This window comes from Belnapia mucosa, from assembly GCF_016775475.1.
GTDB classification, from domain to species: Bacteria; Pseudomonadota; Alphaproteobacteria; order Acetobacterales; family Acetobacteraceae; genus Belnapia; species Belnapia mucosa.
In genome coordinates this window covers 53,132-72,713 of sequence record NZ_JAEUXJ010000014.1, presented here as the reverse complement: position 1 = coordinate 72,713, position 19,582 = coordinate 53,132, and the positions used below count along the sequence as shown (strand labels likewise).

Here is a 19,582-nt window from a genome sequence, read left to right as displayed (position 1 = left end):
TCCGCCTCGGGGCTACGGGTTGGGCAGGAGAGCGGCCTTGTCGCCCAGCATGGACCGCGAGGGCTCGCGCTCCAGCGCCTGCTCGATCTCGGTGGCGCCCTTGGTCCCCTCCTCCAGCGCCTTCTTCAGGTGCTTGGCATAGGCCTCGGAGACCACGGCAGGCAGCAGGGGCTCGTTCTGGTCCACGATGGCCTGGATGATGACGGGACCGTCCGCCGCCATCGCTTGGTCCAGCACGGCATCGAGCTGCGCCGGATCCTCCACCGTGAAGCCGCGGCCGCCCATCGCCTCGGCCGCCTTGGCGAAGTCGATCGCCGGCACCTCGCAGCCGAATTCCGGATGGCCGAGGAAAAGCAGCTGTTCCCACTTGATCTGGCCGAGCGCGCCGTTGCGCAGCACCAGCAGCTTCAGCGGCAGCTTCATGGCGACGGCGGTGGCGAATTCGCCGAGCTGCATGGACAGCCCGCCATCGCCGATGACGCCGAAGATCGGCCGCCCCGGCCAGGCGCAGCCGGCCGCCACCGCATAGGGGATGGCGCAGGCCATGGAGGCGAGCAGGCCGGAGACGCTGAAATCATGCCCCGGGCCGAGCCGCATATGGCGGGCGACGAGGCCGGTATGATGGCCGCTATCGGCGACGACCACCGCATCCGCCGGCAGCCGCGCGCCGAAGGCGGCGACCGGGGCGGAGGGGTTCATCGGCAGGCGCGGGCTGTCCTCGGCGGCGCGCAGCGCCTCATACCAGCGCCGGGTCTCGGCCTGGGCTTTCTCGAGGAAGCCCCGATCCTCCTTGCGGCGGAGCCGGGCGTTCAGCATCTCGAGCGCCGCCTTGGCATCGCCGACGAGGCCGGCCTCGGCCGCCTGGCGGAGACCGATGCGCTGCGGGTCGCGGTCGATCTGGACGATCCGGGCCTGGCCGGGCTTCGGGTAGTATTCGACGTAGGGGAAGGTGGAGCCGACGATCAGCAGCGCGTCGCATTCCGCCATCACGGCATGAGTGCCGAAGGTGCCGTAGTAGCCGATGCCGCCGGTCGTATAGGGATGGTCGTCCGGCAGCACCGCCTTGCCGAGCAGCGCCTTCGCCACCGGGGCGCCGAGCAGCTGCGCCGTCTGCTCCAGCTCCGCCTTCGCGCCGAGGGCACCGCGGCCGGCGAGGATGGCCACGCGTTGCGCCCCGTTCAGGATCTCGGCCGCCTTCTCGATCTCGGCCGGGTCGGGCAGGCGGAGGCCGTCCTGCCATTGCGTTCCCGCGGTCTGGGCGGAGCCGCGCGGCGAGGCCTCGTCCTCGGCCTCCTCCTGCGTATCCGTTGCCAGGGAGAGATGGGCGACGCCGCGGCGGGCCAGCGCGGTGCGGCAGGCGAGGCTGGTCACCGTCTCGGCCTGGGCGGCGCCCATGATGCGGGCGTTGTAGACGGCGACATCCGCGAAGACCCGGTCGAGCGGGACATCCTGCTGGGTGAAGGTATCGGCCAGGTCGTGATAGGGCAGGCCGGTCAACGCCACGACCGGGGCGAGGTCGAGCTTCGCGTCATAGAGCCCGTTCAGCAGGTGCAGCCCGCCCGGCCCGGTGGTGGCGAAGCAGCAGCCGATCTTCCCGGTCCATTTGGCATAGGCGGCGGCCATGAAGGCGGCGCTCTCCTCATGCCGGACGGCGACGAAACGGATGCGGTCCTGGCGGGTGCGCAGCGCCTCCACCACGCCGTTGATCCCGTCGCCGGCGAGGCCGAAAATCGTATCGACGCCCCAGGCATGCAACGTATCGACGACGATCTCGCTGGCGTTGCGCGGCATGGGGATGGCCTTTCCTGTCCGCCGCGGAACGTCGCCGGGTTGCCGCGGTTCCGGCCCCGGCCTAGTCTTCCGCCGCGCCGGCCGAAGAGCGTGGCGGATGAGGAATCGCAGGGCGCAGGGCTCGGTCCATTGGCGCAGAGGTCCCGCATGCATCCCTTCTCCATCCCGGCATCCGTCGCCGCCCGCGTCGCCGGCCGTTGCGGCACGCCGCATCCCTTCGCCCGACTCGATGCGCGCCGCACCGCGCTGGTGGTGATCGACATGCAGAACGGCTTCATGCGGGCAGACCTGGCGCATGCGCTCTGCCCGATGGCGGAACATGTCGTGCCGGCGATCAACCGCCTGGCCGGCGGGCTGCGGGGGGCCGGCGGGGCAGTGTTCTGGATCCAGAACACCTTCGACGCCCGCTGCGAGACGGAATGGTCCGTCATGCAGGAGATGGCGACGCCCGAGGCCCGCGCCCGCCGCGCCGCCTCCATGAGCGAGGGGATGCCGGGCCATGCGCTCTGGCCGACGCTCGATGTGCGGATCGGCGACGAGGTGGTGCGGAAGTATCGCTACAGCGCCTTCATCCAGGGCGGCTCCGACCTGCCGGAGCGGCTGCGGGCGCGCGGCTTCGACACGGTGCTGATCACCGGCACCGTGACCAATTGCTGCTGCGAGAGCAGCGCGCGGGACGCGATGATGCTGAACTTCCGCACCGTCATGGTCAGCGATGGCTGCGCCGCGGTGACGGATGCCGAGCACAGCGCATCCCTGATCAGCTTCTACCTGCAATTCGGCGATGTGCTGACGGTCGATGAATGCATCGCCGGCCTCGCCACCGAGGAGCGTGCGGCTGCATGAGCAAGAAGAAGATCGCCTTCATCGGCACGGGCGGGACCATCTCCTCGCTCGGCAACGGGCCGCTGGATACCGTCAATTACGGCGCCATGGGCAACCTGCTCCAGGCCGACGGCATCCTCGACCGCTTCCCCGATGTGCAGCGGGTGGCCGAGGTCTTTGCGGTGCCCTACCGCAACGTGCCCTCGCCACAGATCGCCTGGGCCGAGTGGAAGCAGCTCGTCCTGCTCTGCGACAAGGTGGTGAAGGACGATCCCCAGGTCGCCGGCATCGTCATCGGCCATGGCACCGCCTCGCTGGAGGAGACGGCCTATTTCCTTTCTCTCACGCTGAAGGTGCCGGTGCCCGTGGTGGTGGTCGGGTCGCAGCGGCCGGCCTCGGCGCTTTCGACCGATGCCGGCTTGAACCTGGTGAATGCGGTGCGGGTCGCGGCGGATGAGGGCGCGCGCGGGCTCGGCGCGCTGGTGCTGCTGAACGACGAGATCCAGGCGGCGCGGGAGGTGACCAAGACCTCCACCGGCCGGATGCAGACCTTCCGGAGCCCGGATTTCGGGGTGCTCGGCCAGGCCGATGGCGACAAGGTGGTGTGGTACCGCCGGCCGCTGCGGCGGCTGGCGCCCGACACCGAATTCGACATTCGCGGGCTGGAGGCGCTGCCGCGGGTCGATATCGCCTACAGCTATGCCGGCGCAGATGGCACGGCGGTGCGCGCCTTCACCGCCGCCGGGGCCAAAGGGATCATCGCCGCCGGCTTCGCGCCGGGCTTCGTCACGCCGGGCGATGCGGCGGCGCTGCGGGAGGCGCGGGCGGCCGGCGTGGTGGTGATGCAATCGACGCGCGCCGGCAGCGGCCGGGTCTTCCCGACAACCAAGCTGGCGGAAGCCGGCTTCATCCCCGCCGACAACCTCAACCCGCAGAAGGCGCGCATCCTGCTGGCGCTCGCGCTGACCGTCAGCAACGAGCACGCCGAGATCGAGCGGATCTTCGCCAGCTACTAGGTGTCGGATCCTGACCGATGCGGGGCCGATGTGATCATGGCCCGGCATGGCCGCCGGATTCCCTGCGGATGGCTGTGCCTTCCGCCTCGATGTGGTATCCCTTCGAGGTGATCAGCCACTCGCCGTCGATACGGTGCCAGGTGAGGTAATCCACATACACCGCCGGGCCGACTCTCAGGCGCAGCTTCACAAGCGCCATGCTGTCGGAAGCGAAATCCATCAGCAGGATCTCATCACACCGCGGCGCATTCGCCGACTTCGGAGATTGCCGATTGTCGAGAATGCCGCGATAGGCCGAAGCGGACCACATCAGCATCTGGCCGCCGCGAAAGCCGTGGAGTTGCACCGTCGAACGGAAGACCTGGTCGAAGCGCGACGTGTCGCAGTCGTACATGAGGTCGAAGTATCTCTGTACCGCATGGGTCAGTTCCACAACGCGCTCGGCCGCGTGGAAGGCGGTGTCGGTGGTCATCGGAAACGCCTTTCAAAATCTCTGTGGTCTGTCCGTGCTGTCGGACGACTGAATCGCAGTCAGGATTCCTCCTGTGCCGATCGGCCGTCTCGGGCAGGGCAGTTCTGAGCCAGGGGTGACCTGCATGGCAGCGGGATCTACGGCAAAGCGGTGGCTGCATGGCCGTGCGGTCGCGGCTGGTCATCCATGGGCCATTGCAGCAACGCGGCAATGACCCCAATGCCGATCAGGGACCACCATGCGGCATCGTAGCGCCCGGTCGCATCGAGCACGACGCCACCCATCCATGCCCCGGCGAAGCCGCCGAGCTGGTGGACAAGAAAGGCAAGGCCGAACAGCGTGTTGAACTGCGCGAGGCCGAACAGGCGCACGATCAGCGCGGAGACGAGCGGCACCACGCCGAGCCAAGTGGCACCCATCACCGCAGCGAAGACAAGCGAGGTTTCAGCCGAGACCGGCACGGCCAGATAGGCGATGATGGCCGACGTGCGGATCGCGTAGATGCCGGCCAGCAGCCGCTTCGGGCTGTATCTCTGCCCGAGCCGGCCGAAGGCGTACGATCCGAAGGCGTTGCAGATCCCGATGACGGCCAGCGCCTGCGCGGCGAGCGCGGAAGGCTGCCCGCACAGGCCAAGAAAGCGCGGCAGATGCGTGGTAACGAACATCAATTGGAACCCGCAGGCGAAGAAGGCGACAGACATCGCGACGAAGCCTGGATGCGCCATCGCTGCCCGCACCCCGGATCGTCCATCCCGCACCGGCGAAACATCCACCCGCAGCGGCTGGCGGCCGATCGCGGCCGACATCATCGCCATGAGGATACAGAGCGCGGCGAAGGCGAACGCCGCCGCGCGCCAGCCGAAGGCAGCCGTCAATGCCTCCCCGAGCGGTGCGATGGCCAGGACGCCGGCGGAGCCAGCGCCCGAGACCAAACCGACCACCACGCTCCGTCGCTCGGGCGGCGCGGCACGCGAGACCGCGCCAAGCAGCACGCCGAAGCCGGTGCCGGCGATGCCAAGCCCGGTCAGCACGCCGATGCCGAGATCGAGGCCGATCCAGGCTGTGCGGGACGCCGCGAAGGTCAGCAGCCCGAGCGCATACAGCGCGCCGCAGCTGAGGAGCACGGGCCGGGGGCCATACCGGTCGCCGAGCGCGCCGACAAAGGGTTGCGAGAGGCCCCAGACGAGGTTGTGCAATGCGACCGCGAAGCCGAAGGACCCGGCGGAGGTGCCGAGATCGGCGACCACGGGATCGAGGAAGAGGCCGAAGCATTGCCGCAAGCCCATGGACACCGCCATGACGCAGGCCGCGACGATGACGGTGGCCCGCAGGCCAGAAGAGGCTGTTCTGTCTGCCAAGCGCCGCGCCTCCTCATCCACCACGCTGTGCAGGGTGGCATCCGGCCGCCGGAGTGGGGGATGAGTTCTCGTCACAGGCGCCGAGCCGGCGTCACAGGGTGGGGCGCGCGAGACCTTCCGGCCGCCTTGTCCTTCGACGGAATCCAGATCTCCTCATGCAGGATGAGCGGGGCTCACGCCAAGGTGCCGAATACGCGCATGATCCCCAACGTCCTGAATGCCTTGGGCATTCGAAGACGGGCCAGGTGAATTGCTAGGCACAAGCTGGCCACGTACCCGCCAGGCAGCTAACATGGCCCGACATGCATGGGTCGAAAGCGGTGATCCTGGTAGGCCAATACGACTCACCCTTCGTGCGGCGCGTGGCCGTCGCGCTTCGCATCCTTGGCCTGACCTACGAGCATAGGCCCTGGTCCACCTTCGGCGATGCCGACCGCCTGGCGGCCATCAACCCATTGCGGCGCGTGCCGGCATTGGTGCTGGATGGCGGCGAAGTGCTGATCGAAAGCGCAGCCATCCTGGATTATCTGGATGAGATCGCGGGCGAGGCCCGGTTGATCGCGCGGGAGGGGCAGGCTCGGCGGACCATGCTGCGCATCTGCGCGCTGGCCACCGGGCTGTGCGACAAGCTGGTGAGTCTGCTCTACGAACAGCTCCTGCATGACAAGATCTCGGACCTCTGGATAGCGCGCTGCTCCGCCCAGATCAGCGACGTGCTCGCAGCACTCGAGGCGGAGCGGGTGGCCTGTGCGACGCCGTTCTGGTTCGGCGCTACGCCCGGCCATCCCGACATCGCGGTCGCCTGCGCATTGCGGTTCCTCGCTGAGGCGCATCCATCCTTGCACGCCCCGGCGCAGCGTCCGCATCTGGCGGCGCATGCCGCGGCTTGCGAGGCGATGCCGGCCTTCGCATCCGTTGTGCAGCCCTTCAGCCCGCCAGGTCGGGCGTCGCGGCATGGATCCGCCCATGGTGACGCCACGGCCTGATGGGGTCATGCCCGCCATTGGCAGAGTTGGAAACATCATTGGCGGTGTGGCGCTGATCGGCATCCTGGCGACCTTCACCCTCGCTTCGCGCCTCGCCTATGGGGCTGCCCTTGCGCCGCAGGACCTTCTGGCCATCCGGTTCGCTACCAGCGGTCTTCTGCTGCTGCCCTTCGCAATCCGACGGGGTCGTGCCCTCCTCAGTCTGGACTCGCTAAAGCTGGCAGCCGCGGGGGGAATTGGCTTTGCCGGACTTGCCTTTGTCGGGCCTCGCTATCGTGCCGGCCTCCCATGCGGGTGCGCTGCTGCATGGGGCGCTGCCGCTTTTTACCTTCGTCATTGGGTTCGCCTTGGCCAGACCCCCACCCAGCAGGCGCCGGTTGTGGGGGATCTGCCTCGTGGCTGCCGCACTTGTCGTGGTCCTTCTGGACGACGTAAGCCTGGGGGGCGTCAGGCAGATCCTGGGCGTCTGCCTCGTCCTCTCCGCCTCTGCCGTCTGGTCTGGCTTCGGGCTCCTGACGGCGCGCCTGAAGATCGATCCGATCGGCACGGCAGCGACGGTCGCCGTACTGCCGGCGATCGGCTATCTGCCCCTGTATCTGCTCCTCGTGGAGCCACAGCTGCATGTGGCAGGCGCTGCCGTGGTGCTGACACAGGTGGCGATCCAGGGCGTGTTGATCGGAACGGTGTCCGTGTTCGTCTACAGCTGGGTCGTCCAGCGCCTTGGGCGGTTGGCGCCGCGGCGTGCATGGCGCTGGTGCCATCCGTGACGGCGCTCGCCGCCGCGCCGCTATTGGCCGAGGCGCCTACCCCCGCCCTCCCCGTATTGGCGGGGGGCAGCCTTCTTTCCCTGGCAAGCCGTGGCACGGACCTGCGGCGCAGGGATGCTACTCCGGCGGGAAGGTAAGACGTTGAGGGGGCCGACCCGCTCATGCCTCTCGCGGCCGGCGTCAGCCCTCCAGCTGCTCTCGCAGCCAGGCCGCGAAGAGCCGGCCTTCGCGCTGCCGCAGCAGCCCTGGGCGGGTCAGGAGCCAGTAGGCGGTGCAGCCCTCCACCGGCGCGTCGAGGCTGCGCACGCGGCCGGCCGCGATGTCATCGGCGCAGACCGGGAGCCGCGCGAGCGCGAGGCCCAGGCCCTTCGCGGCCGCTTCCAACGCCATCTGGACCGTGTCGAAGCGCAGCCCCCGCGACGGATCAGGCGCCGCGACGCCGCGCAACGCGGCCCAGGCATCCCAATCCTCTCCGGCTGCCATGACATGGATGGCTGGCAGGCGCGCCAGCGCCTCGGCCAGGGTCAGCCGGCATTCGGCGGCCGCCACCGGCACCAGGCCCACCGGCGCAAGCCGGTGCCACTCCGCCGCCCCGGAGGGCGCCGCGGCCATGCGGATCGCGAAGTCGAAGCGCCCGTCGCCGAGCTGCACATGCTCGCGCTCCGTGGAAATCGCCAGGTCGAGCGTCGGGTGCCGCCGGCGCAGCTCGGGAAGGCGCGGCAGAAGCCAGCCCGTGGCGAAGGTTGGCGCCACGCTGCCCGCCAGGCGCCGTCCCGTGCGTGGCTGGGTGAGGGTGTCCACGCAGCGGGACAGGCCCTCGAAGGCGCGCGTCGCCTCCTGCAGAAGCTGCTCGCCGGCTGGCGTAAGGCGCATGCCGCGCTGATCCCGGTGGAACAGCGGCACGCCGAGTGTATCCTCGAGCGTGCGCACGCCGTGGCTCACGGCGCTCGGTGTCACCCCGAGTTCCGCGGCCGCCGCCGTGAAGCCGCCGCAGCGGCCGGCCGCCTCGAAGACGCGCAATGCGGAGAAGGGGGGCAGCCGGTGCGCCATGAGCCAGGGACCTCCGCCACCATTTCAGGGCAGAACAGGTCCCGCTTCTATGGACGGGTAAGCATGGCTGACATGTTGCGGCGGAGCGCCAGGTCAGCGCCCGACGAAATGCGGAGCCCGTTTCTCCACGAAGGCAGTAACCCCCTCCAGGGCATCCCGCGTCGGCACGATCACCGCGAAGGACGCCTCCTCGATCGCGAGGCCGCCTTCGATCGCCGCATCCTGCCCGCGATGGATGGCGGACAGGGCCGCCGAAACACTGAGGGGAGGCTTCGACGCGATGTCGCGGGCGATCCCCAGCACCGTCGGCATGAGCGCCTCGTCCGGCACAACCTGGTTGACCAGCCCGAGCCGCAGCGCCTCCTCCGCGTCGAAGCGCCGGCCCGTCAGGATCAGCTCCGTCGCGGCCTTGCGGCCGACATTGCGCGGCAGCCGCTGCGTTCCCCCGAAGGTCGGGATGATCCCGATGTTGATCTCGGCCTTTGCAAAGACCGCCGAGGTCGAAGCGACCGCGATATGCGTGGCCTCCACCAGCTCGCAGCCCCCGCCGAAGGCGAGGCCGTTCACGGCGGCGATGATGGGTTTTGGAAAGGCCTCGACGCGCGCCGTCAGCCGCTGCCCCGGTCGCAGGAAATGTGCGACTGCCTCGCGCGGCCCCACCCGCATATGCGGCAGAAAGCCCTTGATATCGGCCCCGGCGCTGAAGGCGCGCCCGCGTCCAGTGATCGCTATGGCGCGCACCCCGTCGTCGAGCTCCAACGCATCGAGGGCGTCCATGAGCCGGCCGATGAGCTCGTTGCTCAGGGCATTGAGCGCCTCGGGGCGCGTGAGCGTGACAATCGCGACGCTGCCGTCGCGGGCTATGTGGAGCGGCGCCGGCTGATGCCCCGGGTCCGAAATCATGGCTTGCTCCTTGTCGTGCCGGAGGGTGGCGCATGCCTAGGCGCGCCAGGACGGCTTCCTCGCCTCGCGCCAGGCCTCGTTGCGTGAAATCCCGATGTCGTGCAGTGCCGCGTCCGACATGCCCAGGAGCTCCTGGCTCTCCCGCGCGCGGCGCCGCCAGAGCCGGATCGTGGCGACCAGACGCCCAAGCGGCGTGGCCCGATGCAGCGCATCCGGCGGGACCGGCACCCCATTGGTCCCTTCCGCCAGGCGGTCACGCGCCGTGGGTGATGCGCTCTCATGACACGCGGCGTCTGGCGCCTGTGTCTCTCTCCGGATTGGCGTTGCAGGAGCCTGTGCCAAAGTCGTCATGCCGCCATGGTCGTCGGACGGCACCGGGGCAGCGAGCGAGAACTCCTCACGGCGCGTGAGGTAACCTCAAGGCGTGCCGCGGTGGCCATCGCGAGTGCCGATGCGAAGGCGTCCGCCGGGCCCCTCAGTGAACGGCGGTTAACGGACGCGCGCCGTTCTCACTCGCGGCGCCGCGCCAGCGGGCACACCTGGATCGGGATCAAATGATCCGGCACGCGGCGGAGTGGATCGCGGCCTGGAACCGGCGCGACCTGCGGGCCGTGCAGGCGTCTCGCGCGCGGCGCGGCCTACGCCCGTTCGATATGGTCTATCGTGCAGCGTCGCTTGCGTCCGGGAACCTTCCCTGGTCCGAGGGTCGTAGCGCCTCGAACGTCTCCGTCACCTGGGTGTAGTCGCGGTAGCCGCAGCGCGCGATGGTCTGCGCTGCCACTGCGTCGAACCGGCCGCCGATCAGGAAGCGGTCGTCGATGTGGATTCCCACCACTTGGCCGATGACGAGGAAGCCGTCCGTCGGGCGGCCGTCCAGGTCGTTCAACTTCATCGCCTGCACCACCCGGCATTCCAGGGCGGCGGGGCTCTCCGCCACGCGCGGCGGGCGCACCATGCGCGAGGGCACGGCGGCAAGCCCGGCGGCATCGAACTCGTTCATGCCCTCCGGCAGATCGCCGGAACTGGCATTCATCGCCGCGAAGAGCGGGCGCGTCGCCAGGTTGAAGACGAATTCGCGCGTGGCGAAGGCATTGGCCGCGCTATGCTTCAGCCCCTCGCTGCCGAAGGCCACCATGGGCGGGCGGTTATGCACCATGTTGAAATAGCTGTAGGGCGCGAGATTGGGGCGCCCGGCGGCATCGATGGTGGAAATCCAGCCGATCGGGCGCGGCGCGACGATCGCCTTGATGGGGTCGTGCGGCAGGCCGTGGCCGTGGCGCGGCTCGTAGAACATCAGTCCACCGTGGCGCCGGAGGCGCGGATGATGGGCGTCCAGGCCACCAGCTCCTCACGCACGAAGCGCTGCGCGTCGTCGAGGAAGAAGCGGCCCGGCGCGGTCGCCGTCTCGGCGTAGCGGCGGACGACATCGGGTGTCTCCAGCGATTCGCGGATCGCGGCGGCCAGCCGCTCCTGGATCGGGCGCGGCGTGCGCGCGGGCGCGGCGACGCCGGACCATCCGTCCACCACCAGATCCCCGAAGCCCAGTTCGCGGAAGGTCGGAATCTCCGGGAAGGCGGGGATGCGCTCGGGCCAGGTATGCGCCAGCGGGCGCAGCGCGCCGCTGCGGATATTGGCGCTGGCCGCCGTCAGGCTGTCCACCATCATCGGCAGCACGCCGCCCGCGATGTCGGTCGCGATCTGCGCCGCGCCCCGGTAGGGCACGTGGGTCATCGTGATCCCGGCCGCGGCGAGGAAGCGCATCATCACGAGGTGCGGCATGGAGCCAATGCCGGCGCTGCCATAGCTCAGCGCGTCCGGCTGGCGCCGCGCCTCGGCCACGAGGTCGGCCAGGCTGCGGATCGGCAGGTCCGGGCGGACGAGGATCAGGTAGGGCGTGCTCATTACCATGGCGATGTGCGCGAAGTCCCGGTCGGGGTCCCAGGTCACGCGCTCGCCATAGAGCACCTTGCCCACCACCATCGCGCTGATGACCGAGAGCACCAGCGTGTAGCCGTCCGGCGCCGCGCGGGCGACCTGGCCGGTGCCGAGCGTAGCCCCCGCGCCCGGGCGGTTCTCCACCAGGATCGTCTGGCCGATCCGGCGGGACACATCGGCCATCAGGATCCGGGCGATGATGTCGGTGGTGCCGCCAGGCGCGAAGGGCACGACGAAGCGGACGGGCTGGGCTTGCGGCCAGGGGGCCGAGGGTTGCGCCTGGGCCAGCGCGGGCGTGACAAGCCCGGAGAGCGCGGCGAGGCCGAGGCCGCGGCGGGAGAGTGTCATGACCTGTCGTTCCTCACGAGTTCCAGCGGCCGAGCCGTTGCGTTGCGGGCGGCGCCGCCTCCAGGCGCCGTTCGGGACGGGACATGGCGCTATTCCACCTTGATGCCGCGGCGGCGGATGAAGGCCGCCATCATGTCGCTCTCCGAGCGGGCGCGGTCCTGGATATAGGCGGCCGAGCCGGAGACCGGCTCCAGCACCGCCTCGCGCAGGCGTTGCGTCACGGCCGGGCTGTCCACCACGGCGCGGGTGGCGGCGTTCAGCCGCTCCACCACCGGCGCCGGCATGCCGGCCGGGCCGACGAAGGCATACCAGCCGGGCATGGTCACGCCGGCCAGTCCCGTCTCGCGCAGCGTGGGCACATCGGGCAGCGCCGGAGAACGCTCCGCCCCGAGTGTTGCGAGCGCGGCCACCGCGCCCTCCCGGATCATCGGCAGGGTGCTGCCGAGCGGATTCACCATGGAATCCGTGTCGCCGGCGACGATGCTGGTCAGCGCCGGTGCCGAGCCGGCGAAGGGCACATGGGTCAGGCGGATCCCGGCGCTCTCGGCGATCATCTCCATCGCCAGATGCGTCGAGTTTCCGATCCCGGCGCTGCCATAGGTGATGCTGTCGGGTTTGGCGCGGGCGCGCCCGACGAATTCCTCCAGGCTCCTGATGCCGGTACGGCGGCCCGCCACCACCACGAAGGGCGTGTCGGCGATCGGCGCGATCCAGGCGAAGTCCCGCCACGGATCGTAGGGGAGGTTGGGGTAGAGGTTCGGGTTGAAGCTGAAGATCGAGACCCCACCCAGCAGCACGGTGCTGCCGTCCGGCCGGGCCTGCTTCAGCGCGTTGATGGAGACGATGCCGTTGGCGCCGGGCCGGTTCTCGACCACCACCGGCCGCCCCAATTCCTTCGAGAGCGGTTCGGCGACCAGGCGGGCCAGGATATCCGTGGCGCCGCCCGGCGGCTGCGGAATGATGAGGCGCAGCGGCTGCCCCGACTCCTGCGCCAGGGCGGGGGTGGCAAGCGCGGGGGTGGCAAGGGCGGCGAACACTGCGCCGGCGGCGCGGCGCGTGACGGGGCGGGTCATCGTCCCTCTTCTCCGAGGATGTGCAGGATGGGCGCGACGGCGAGCGCCGCGAAGAGCGACAGCGCGGGAAGTTGGGCCTCGGTGTAATGGCCCGCCGCGTGCAGCAGGTTCAGGGCACCGAGCGTCCGCCCGTCCCAGCGCACGGGCATGTTCACCGCGGCTTCGCAGCCCAGCGAGAGGATCAGTTCGTGGTCCGGGAAGGCGCGGATGATGTCCCCGCGGTCGCGGCAGAAGCGCGGCAGGCCCTGCCGGGCGACCAGGGCGTAGAATTCCGAATCGCGCCGCAGCGGCTTTTCCCCGCTGACGGGATAGGCCTCCGGCTGGCTGGTATAGGCGCGGCGGCTGACGCCGCGCGCCTCGTCGAGCACCAGCACGGTGAAGAGGCGGTGGCCGACCGAATCGGCCAGCGCCACGTCCAGTGCCGCCAGGCCGGAGCCCGGCTGGCCGGGGGCCGCGAGCGCGGCGGCCACCCGCCGCACCGGCTCCGTGCTCATGCCACCGTCTGCGAGGCGAGGTCCTTGGGGGCGCGCGTCAGCACCTCGGGCCGGGCCCCGACCACCACCGTGTCGTCGTGGCGGAAGCCGCCCAATCCCCATTGGTACAGCCCGGGCTCGGCCGAATAGACCTCGTTCTCCAGCAGCGGGCGGGTGTTGAAGGCCATGTCCTCGGGGAATTCGTGCCCGAGCGTGCCCATGCCGTGGCCGGTGCGGTGGAGGATGAGGTCCGCACAGCCGGCCCGCTCGATCACCGCCTGGGCGGCCGCGTCGATGTCGCAAACCGGGCGCCCGGTGATGGCCGCCTCGCAGGCGGCCTCGTTCGCGGCGCGCGCGGTCTCGAACAGGAAGGCCTGGCGGTTGTCCGGCTTGCCGCAGAACCAGGTGCGCTCGTTCTCCACGACCAGCCCGTTCACGCGGGGGATGACGATGTTGACCAGGCCGTGGCCCTTCTCGATCCGCTGGCCCGAGGAGCGCCCGTCGCCATGCGGGGCGCAGCTGGCCGGGCCGGACAGCGTCCAGCAGCGCATGATCTCCAGATGCTCGCCCGGGAAGCGGCGGGCGGATTCCTCGGCCATCGCCGCGGCCATGGCCATGTCCATCTCCTGCACCAGCCGGCCGGGGCGGATCGCCTCGCGGTAGCGGTCCTGGACCCAGTCGGTCAGGCCGGCGATCTCGCGCAGGAGACGGATCTCCTCGGGGTGCTTCACCCAGCGCAGGCTGCGGCAGCCGGCCGTGGCACCCTCCAGCTTCATCTGCGGCAGCAGGGCCGCGGCGCGGGCCAGCATGCCGCCGGGAGCATCGGCGCCGATCCGGGCGCGGGCAAGGCCGGCGCGGCGCAGGCGGTCGGCCACGGCCTCGGCCCATTGCGTCACCAGTGGCACCCGGCGGGTCAGGCGCGGATGCTCGGCGTAGAATTCCGCATCCGTCACCCAGAGCTTCTCCGCCTCGATGCCGAAGCGCCAGTGGTTGGTCGAGAGCTCGTTCAGGATGACGAAGGGCGTGCCGTTGCGCGGCACGATGCAGACGATCGGACGCTCCCAGGTCTGCACGTCGGTCGCAAAATTGGTGGCGAACTGGAAGAAGTCGGCCTGGGTGAAGGCGAGGGCATCATAGCCCTCGCGCTCCATCAAGGCCTGCATGAGGCCGAAGCGGTAGTCGCGGACGGCGGTGCTGAGGGCGGCCATGGTTGCGTTCTCCTTCCTCGTGGTCCGTTCTGGTCAGCCGAGGCGCAGCCCGCGGCGCTGGATGAAGCCGCCCCGGATCGCGCTGCCGCGTTCGAAACCCTTCCGAATGGCGGGCCCGGGCGCGACGCAAAGACCTATGGCGTCTCGTTAAAAAACAGACTAGACTGTTTGTAAATTAAGGGCAAGCCCGATGGCAGGCGATCGGATCGGGGCGTTTCCGCCAGGCCAGGGGAGGGGCCGCTGATGCCGGCAGACATGGTGAGCAGGGAAGGGGCGGCCCCGTCGGCGCCGAGGCCCAATCCCAGGCGACAGGCGCAACGGTCGGCGGATATGCGCCAGCGCCTCTGCCAGGCCGCTCTCGATGCACTCTGCGAGGTGGGCTACGAATCCCTCACGACCACCATGATCGCGGCGCGCGCGGGCGTCTCGCGCGGGGCGCAGACGCACCACTTCGCCACCAAGGCGGATATGCTGGTAGGCGCCTTCGAGCACCTGCTCCAGAGCTGGGACGCGGCGCGCCAGCTGGCCTTCGGCGGACGGGATCTGGGCGAGCTGCCCTTCGAGGCCTATCTCCGCTTCGTCTGGCGGGAGATCTTCAGCAAGCCAAGCTATATCGCCGCGCTGGAGCTGATGCTGGCCGCACGCGTGGACAAGGAACTCGGCGAGAGGTTGCGCCAGGCGCTCGACTCGCCCGCCAGCCAGCGGAACCTTCGCTGGCGCGCGCTGCTGCGGTTTCCCGATGTGCGGAAGGAGGAGCAGTTCCAGTACATGACGCTCTGCCTCCTCCGCGGCATGGCCATCCACGCCAGCTTCAACCGCAGTGACGCGGTGAACGAGGCCGTCCTCGATGCCTGGATCGAGCTGGCGGAGAAGGTCATCGCCGTGGAGCGGCCGGACGGCCGCGCACCGGAAGGGGGGGTGGTATCGCCTCGCGCAGTGAGGGGCCACAGCAAGAGATCCGCGTGACGCGGGTAGCCCAGGGAGTGTTCGCTCCCGGCGAACGCGCTCTCCGCTTGTGCGGTCGGTGCCTGGGGCTCCAGGCGGCGCAATCTCTTCAAACCCTGGTCTAAAGCCCCAGCCGATCCCGGAGGCGACCCTCCAGGACCTTGGCCGCGACCCCCACCCGCCAGAAGCCGTGGAAGGGCATCGGCCGGATCGGCGTCACCGGCATGGCGATCTCCTCGGCCGGCGTGCCGGTCGCCAGCCGGGCGACCTCGCCGCCCATTGCGGTCGAGAGCGCGACGCCGCGGCCGTTATAGCCAAGGCAGCAGAGCAGCCCCGGCGCCGGCTGGTGGATATGCGGATAATGGTCCGGCGTCATCGCCAGCTGGCCGTTCCAGCCATGCGTCCACTCGGCCCCCCGGAGCGCGGGCCAGAGGCGTTCCGCATAGCGGATGAGATAGGCGATGGGGGAGGGATCGGCGATCGGGCGCTGCGGCCCGCGGCCGCCGATCAGCAGGCGGTTGTGCTGGTCCACGCGCAGATAGACGGTGATATGCCCGCTTTCATAGAGCGAGGCCCGCATCGGCATGATGCCGCGCACCACCGCCTCCGGCAGCGGCGCCGTCGCGGCGATGGAGCTGAAGACGGGGACGACGCTGCGGCGGAGGCCCGGCCAGAGGTCGCCGGTATAGCCATTGGTGCCGAGGATCACCGTCTCGGCCGTGACCGTCCCGGTCGGCGTGGCCACGCGCCAGCGCCCCTCGGCGCGGGTCAGCACGGTGACGGGCGTGCCGCCATGCACCGCGGCGCCGGCCTGCAGGGCTGCGCGCGCCAGGCCGCGGGCATAGTCCAGGGGTTGCAGGTCGCCGCCGCTCGCATCGCGCATCACCGCGAGGTAGCGGTCGGCGCCCGTTGCCTCGCGGGCTGCATCGCGTTCCAGCAGCGTCACCGGCAGACCGCGGCGCATCCCCTGCTCGGCGGAGCGGCGCACGGCAGCGGCATGGGCGGGCTGGTAGGCGGCGCGCAGCGTGCCGCCCTGGCGCGCGTCGCAGGCGATCTGCCAGCGGCGGATCAGGGCGAAGGTCGTCTCCGGCGCGCCCCAGGCGAAGCGCACCATGCGCCCGCCGAGCTCCGGCCCGAACGCCGCCTCGACCTCGTCCGGGTCGGGCTTGAGCCCGGGATTGACCTGTCCGCCATTGCGCCCGGAGGCACCCCAGCCGGGCTCGTTCGCCTCCAGCACCACCACATCGGCGCCGCGCTCCGCCAGGTGCAGCGCGGTCGAGAGCCCGGTGAAGCCGGCGCCCACCACCACGACATCGGCCTGTCGGTCGCCATCGAGCGGTGGGGTCGGCGGCGCCGGGCGGGCGGTCGCGGCGTAGAGGCTGGGCGGCAGGGGCTTCATCGGACCGATCCTAGCGCTTTTTCCGGGTGGAGAAGAGCGGCATGCCGGTCAGCATCCCCGTCGGATTGCGCCGATAGGCCGTGACCCACGGCGTGCGGAGCGTTTCCAGCGCCTCGCTCGTCGGCCCGGCCTGGAGGCTGCCGCCGCGGAGCCCGGGATGCGAGGTCGGATTCCAGAGATCGAGGCCGGGGAGCAGCGTGGTCGTGCGGCTCCAGCCGCAGGGGGGAGCCATTGCCAGCCCCGCCTGCCTTCGCCGAAAGTCGCGGCAGTCTGGACGGCACAGCGGGCATCATCCGCACGGCGCGGCGGGACAGGGCGGGGGAGCTGAGATGACGGGAAGCCTCGAGGGCAAGGTCGCGCTGGTGACGGGGGCGGGGCGGAATATCGGGCGCGCCATTGCGCTGCGCCTGGCAGGCGACGGGGCGATGGTGGTGGTCAACGGCCGCACCGATCGGGCGGCGGTCGAGGCGGTGGCGGGCGAGATCACCGCCATGGGCGGGAAGGCGCTGTCCTGCATCGCCGATATCTCCGACCCGCAGGCGGTGGCAGGGATGCTGGAGGCTGCGGAAGCGGCGTTCGGCGGCATCGACATCGCCATCAGCAATGCGGGCCTGCGGCGCCAGACGCCTTTCCTCTCCATGACCCTGGAGGAATGGCGGGAGATCATGGCGGTCGCGCTCGATGGCGCCTTCATCCTGGCGCGGGCGGTGGTGCCGCGGATGATCCGCCGTGGCGGTGGCGCGCTGGTGGGCCTGTCCGGCATCTCGACCCATCTCGGCACGCCGAACCGCGCCCATGTCTCCGCCTCGAAGGCCGGGTTGGAAGGGCTGATGCGCGCGCTTGCCGTGGAACTGGCGCCGCACAACATCCGGTGCAACTGCGTTGCGCCGGGCCCGATCGACACGCTTCGCGGCGCATCGGCCGGCGCGATGCCCGCCACGCTGGGCGAGAGCGGCGTGCCGCTCGGGCGGAAGGGGTCGGTGGAGGAAGTGGCCGCCATTGTCCGGATGCTGGTGGGCCCCGAGGGCGGCTACGTCACCGGCCAGACCATCCATGTGAATGGCGGGGCCTTCCTGACATGAGCCGCGAGCGCTGACACTCCGCCGCCATGGCCGAGGCGGCACGCTTGCTGGACAGCGTCGGCATCGGACGTGCGATGGAGGTCGCCGCCTCCTACCCGCACCAGCTCTCGGGTGGCATGCGGCAGCGCGCGATGATCGCCACCGCCCTGGCCTGCGACCCCGAATTGCTCGTGCTCGACGAGCCGACCACGGCGCTGGACGTCACGATCGAGGCGCAGATTCTCCCCGGGTGGCGCAGCTGCTGGAGCTCGTCCGCCTGCCGCCGCCTATGCGGGCCGCTATCCGCACCAGCTCAGCGGCGGCGAGCGCCAGCGCGTCGGCATCGCCCGCGCCCTCGCCACCCGCCCGAGCGTCCTGCTCTGCGACGAGGCTGTCTCGGCCCTCGACGTTTCGGTCCAGGCCTCCATCGTGAACCTGCTATCCGATCTGCGGGATGAGCTGGGCGTGGCCATCCTGTCCATCTCGCACGACCTCTCGGTCGTCGCCCAGAGCTCGTCGCGGTCACGGCGGCGGATGATGTCGGGAACGTCATCAATCCCCTGATCGTGGACGGCCAGATTCATGGCGGGCTCGCCCAGGGCGCGGGCCAGGCCCTGCTGAAAGGGCTGCCCTATGACGAGGCCGGGCAGCCGCTTGCCGCCTCCTTGCAGGATTACGGACTGCCGCGGGCCGGCGACCTGCCGTCCTATGCGGTCGTGATGTGCCCGACGCCCTCTCCCGGAATGCCTTCGGAGCCATGGGGTGTGCCGAGGTCGGCTCGGTCGGGTTGCCGCTCGCCATCATCAACGCCGTCCTTGGACGCGCTGAGCCCCCTTCGCATCGCCAGCATCGATATGCCGGCGACCCCGGAGAAGATCTGGCGAGCCATCCACTCGGCCTCCCCGCCTCGGTGAAGCGGCAGCCGGGGCAGGAGCTTGAGGCTGGCCTGACAATCGGTGAACCTGTCGGGACCTGCATCGTCATCGGTCATGCCGGTTGCTCGACGAGCTGGGCATGGGGAGGAAGCTGCCATGGCACTGCTGATCTATGGATTGGACATCGACGAGGTCGGCAGCGCGCAGGGCTGGCGCGATACGCTGGCCGAGCTGCTGCCGGAGCTGGAAGTCCGCATCTTCCCCGATATCGGCGATCCGTCCGGGATCACCTACCTGGCCTTCATGCATCCCGACTTCGACGCGATCCCGCCGCTGCCGAACCTCAAGGCGATGTTCAGCCGCTCCGCCGGCGTCGAGTCCTTCGTCCATCATCCGAAGATGCCCGAGGTTCCGCTCGGCAAGATCGAGCCCTCAGGCGGCGATCCGATGATGACGGAATACGTCCTCATGCATGTGCTGCGCCTGCATCGCGAGATGCCGCTTTACCAACAGGCGCAGGCCAGGCGCGAATGGCTGCGCCGGCCCATCATGCGGCCCGAGGCGCGCCGCATCGGCTTTCTCGGCTTCGGGCTGATGGCGCGGGCGCCGGCCCTCGTGCTGACGTCGCTTGGCTTCCCGGTCTCGGCCTGGGTGCGCAGCCCCAGGCCGGAGGCCGAGATCCCGATCTTCCACGGTTCGGACCAGCTGGAGCCATTCCTGCGCCAGACCGATATCGCGGTCTGCCTGTTGCCGCTGACCCGCGAGACCGAGGGCATCCTCTGCGCCCGCACCTTCGCGCTGATGCCGCGGGGGGCGATGGTCGTCAACCTCGGCCGCGGCAGGCATGTCGTCGATGCCGACCTGGTCGCCGCGCTCGATTCTGGCCAACTCTCCCACGCCGCGCTCGATGCGCTCTATCCCGAACCCCTGCCGCCGGACAGCCCGCTCTGGCTGCATCCGAAAGTGACCGTCATGCCGCATGTCGCGCGGCGGCCGACGGTCCGCCAGCTCGTCACCGAGATCGTGGCGAATATCGGCAGCATCGAAGCCGGCGGCGGTCTGTTGCAGGAAGTCGACAAGGCGATGGGCTATTAGGC

21 protein-coding genes and 3 pseudogenes are annotated in these 19,582 nt (G+C 70.1%); 10 read left to right on the top strand and 14 right to left on the bottom strand.

Annotated features, from left to right (window positions below):
• Nucleotides 1-12: 12 nt before the first annotated feature.
• On the bottom strand, nucleotides 13-1,791 hold the full coding sequence (locus JMJ55_RS23980) for a thiamine pyrophosphate-dependent enzyme (protein ID WP_202828141.1): 1,779 nt from the start codon (nucleotides 1,789-1,791) through the stop codon (nucleotides 13-15).
• 147 nt (nucleotides 1,792-1,938) lie between these two features.
• On the opposite strand from JMJ55_RS23980, the gene JMJ55_RS23975 reads away from it, so the two are divergent.
• Together JMJ55_RS23975 and JMJ55_RS23970 are read left to right on the top strand one after the other, a co-directional pair.
• Nucleotides 1,939-2,637 (top strand): isochorismatase family cysteine hydrolase, encoded by a 699-nt coding sequence (locus JMJ55_RS23975; RefSeq protein ID WP_202828140.1) that lies wholly within the window; start codon nucleotides 1,939-1,941, stop codon nucleotides 2,635-2,637.
• Entirely contained in the window at nucleotides 2,634-3,632 is a 999-nt protein-coding gene (locus tag JMJ55_RS23970; protein WP_202828139.1) for an asparaginase, read from the top strand. Before JMJ55_RS23975 ends, JMJ55_RS23970 begins: the two co-directional genes overlap by 4 nt.
• A gap of 34 nt (nucleotides 3,633-3,666) precedes the next feature.
• Here JMJ55_RS23970 and JMJ55_RS23965 read toward each other — a convergent pair whose 3' ends face one another.
• Nucleotides 3,667-4,104, bottom strand: coding sequence for a nuclear transport factor 2 family protein (locus tag JMJ55_RS23965; protein WP_202828138.1), 438 nt, complete (start codon nucleotides 4,102-4,104; stop codon nucleotides 3,667-3,669).
• A gap of 137 nt (nucleotides 4,105-4,241) precedes the next feature.
• On the bottom strand, nucleotides 4,242-5,402 hold the full coding sequence (locus tag JMJ55_RS23960; RefSeq protein WP_268885398.1) for an MFS transporter: 1,161 nt from the start codon (nucleotides 5,400-5,402) through the stop codon (nucleotides 4,242-4,244).
• Nucleotides 5,403-5,782: 380 nt separating this feature from the next.
• Here JMJ55_RS23960 and JMJ55_RS23955 point away from each other — a divergent pair, with 380 nt between their 5' ends.
• Both JMJ55_RS23955 and JMJ55_RS23950 read left to right on the top strand, forming a co-directional pair.
• Nucleotides 5,783-6,448 carry a glutathione S-transferase family protein gene (locus JMJ55_RS23955; protein ID WP_202828136.1) on the top strand — a complete coding sequence of 222 codons (666 nt, stop codon included), beginning with the start codon at nucleotides 5,783-5,785 and terminating at the stop codon, nucleotides 6,446-6,448.
• 395 nt (nucleotides 6,449-6,843) lie between these two features.
• Complete coding sequence (locus JMJ55_RS23950; RefSeq protein WP_236033996.1) at nucleotides 6,844-7,215, top strand: hypothetical protein; 372 nt, start codon at nucleotides 6,844-6,846, stop codon at nucleotides 7,213-7,215.
• Between the two features lie 180 nt (nucleotides 7,216-7,395).
• Here the strand turns inward: JMJ55_RS23950 and JMJ55_RS23945 are convergent, their stop codons facing one another.
• The 8 genes from JMJ55_RS23945 to JMJ55_RS23910 form a co-directional block, all read right to left on the bottom strand.
• Nucleotides 7,396-8,265: a LysR substrate-binding domain-containing protein gene (locus JMJ55_RS23945; RefSeq protein WP_202828134.1), complete on the bottom strand. Its 870-nt coding sequence runs from the start codon at nucleotides 8,263-8,265 to the stop codon at nucleotides 7,396-7,398.
• 93 nt (nucleotides 8,266-8,358) lie between these two features.
• Nucleotides 8,359-9,168, bottom strand: coding sequence for an enoyl-CoA hydratase-related protein (locus JMJ55_RS23940; RefSeq protein WP_202828133.1), 810 nt, complete (start codon nucleotides 9,166-9,168; stop codon nucleotides 8,359-8,361).
• 36 nt (nucleotides 9,169-9,204) lie between these two features.
• Complete coding sequence (locus JMJ55_RS23935; protein WP_202828186.1) at nucleotides 9,205-9,519, bottom strand: DUF1127 domain-containing protein; 315 nt, start codon at nucleotides 9,517-9,519, stop codon at nucleotides 9,205-9,207.
• A gap of 307 nt (nucleotides 9,520-9,826) precedes the next feature.
• Nucleotides 9,827-10,462 carry a flavin reductase family protein gene (locus tag JMJ55_RS23930; RefSeq protein WP_202828132.1) on the bottom strand — a complete coding sequence of 212 codons (636 nt, stop codon included), beginning with the start codon at nucleotides 10,460-10,462 and terminating at the stop codon, nucleotides 9,827-9,829.
• Nucleotides 10,462-11,451, bottom strand: coding sequence for a Bug family tripartite tricarboxylate transporter substrate binding protein (locus JMJ55_RS23925; RefSeq protein ID WP_202828131.1), 990 nt, complete (start codon nucleotides 11,449-11,451; stop codon nucleotides 10,462-10,464). Before JMJ55_RS23925 ends, JMJ55_RS23930 begins: the two co-directional genes overlap by 1 nt.
• Before the next feature lie 89 nt (nucleotides 11,452-11,540).
• Nucleotides 11,541-12,524: a Bug family tripartite tricarboxylate transporter substrate binding protein gene (locus JMJ55_RS23920; protein WP_202828130.1), complete on the bottom strand. Its 984-nt coding sequence runs from the start codon at nucleotides 12,522-12,524 to the stop codon at nucleotides 11,541-11,543.
• Nucleotides 12,521-13,018: a GAF domain-containing protein gene (locus tag JMJ55_RS23915; protein ID WP_202828129.1), complete on the bottom strand. Its 498-nt coding sequence runs from the start codon at nucleotides 13,016-13,018 to the stop codon at nucleotides 12,521-12,523. Before JMJ55_RS23915 ends, JMJ55_RS23920 begins: the two co-directional genes overlap by 4 nt.
• Nucleotides 13,015-14,205 (bottom strand): M24 family metallopeptidase, encoded by a 1,191-nt coding sequence (locus tag JMJ55_RS23910; RefSeq protein WP_202828128.1) that lies wholly within the window; start codon nucleotides 14,203-14,205, stop codon nucleotides 13,015-13,017. The genes JMJ55_RS23915 and JMJ55_RS23910 overlap by 4 nt, the downstream gene beginning before the upstream one ends.
• 330 nt (nucleotides 14,206-14,535) lie before the next feature.
• Between JMJ55_RS23910 and JMJ55_RS23905 the strand changes: the two genes are divergently transcribed.
• Entirely contained in the window at nucleotides 14,536-15,171 is a 636-nt protein-coding gene (locus JMJ55_RS23905) for a TetR/AcrR family transcriptional regulator (protein ID WP_202828127.1), read from the top strand.
• 100 nt (nucleotides 15,172-15,271) lie between these two features.
• Here JMJ55_RS23905 and JMJ55_RS23900 read toward each other — a convergent pair whose 3' ends face one another.
• Together JMJ55_RS23900 and JMJ55_RS23895 are read right to left on the bottom strand one after the other, a co-directional pair.
• The gene (locus JMJ55_RS23900; protein WP_202828126.1) at nucleotides 15,272-16,549 is read right to left on the bottom strand and encodes an NAD(P)/FAD-dependent oxidoreductase; all 1,278 of its coding nucleotides are present in this window, start codon (nucleotides 16,547-16,549) and stop codon (nucleotides 15,272-15,274) included.
• A 10-nt stretch (nucleotides 16,550-16,559) separates the two neighbouring features.
• Nucleotides 16,560-16,781 (bottom strand): hypothetical protein, encoded by a 222-nt coding sequence (locus JMJ55_RS23895; protein ID WP_202828125.1) that lies wholly within the window; start codon nucleotides 16,779-16,781, stop codon nucleotides 16,560-16,562.
• 97 nt (nucleotides 16,782-16,878) lie between these two features.
• On the opposite strand from JMJ55_RS23895, the gene JMJ55_RS23890 reads away from it, so the two are divergent.
• The 4 genes and pseudogenes from JMJ55_RS23890 to JMJ55_RS31180 all read left to right on the top strand — a co-directional run.
• Entirely contained in the window at nucleotides 16,879-17,631 is a 753-nt protein-coding gene (locus JMJ55_RS23890) for an SDR family NAD(P)-dependent oxidoreductase (protein ID WP_202828124.1), read from the top strand.
• A 20-nt stretch (nucleotides 17,632-17,651) separates the two neighbouring features.
• Nucleotides 17,652-17,855: pseudogene (locus JMJ55_RS23885) on the top strand (ATP-binding cassette domain-containing protein); the annotation flags it as partial.
• 94 nt (nucleotides 17,856-17,949) lie between these two features.
• A pseudogene (locus JMJ55_RS23880) lies at nucleotides 17,950-18,174 on the top strand (hypothetical protein); the annotation flags it as partial.
• Nucleotides 18,175-18,176: 2 nt separating this feature from the next.
• A pseudogene (locus tag JMJ55_RS31180) lies at nucleotides 18,177-18,254 on the top strand (hypothetical protein); the annotation flags it as partial.
• A 62-nt stretch (nucleotides 18,255-18,316) separates the two neighbouring features.
• On the opposite strand, the gene JMJ55_RS31175 reads toward JMJ55_RS31180, so the two are convergent.
• Nucleotides 18,317-18,601: a hypothetical protein gene (locus tag JMJ55_RS31175; RefSeq protein ID WP_236033995.1), complete on the bottom strand. Its 285-nt coding sequence runs from the start codon at nucleotides 18,599-18,601 to the stop codon at nucleotides 18,317-18,319.
• Nucleotides 18,602-18,641: 40 nt separating this feature from the next.
• Between JMJ55_RS31175 and JMJ55_RS23870 the strand changes: the two genes are divergently transcribed.
• Nucleotides 18,642-19,580, top strand: coding sequence for a 2-hydroxyacid dehydrogenase (locus JMJ55_RS23870; RefSeq protein ID WP_202828123.1), 939 nt, complete (start codon nucleotides 18,642-18,644; stop codon nucleotides 19,578-19,580).
• Nucleotides 19,581-19,582: the final 2 nt, after the last annotated feature.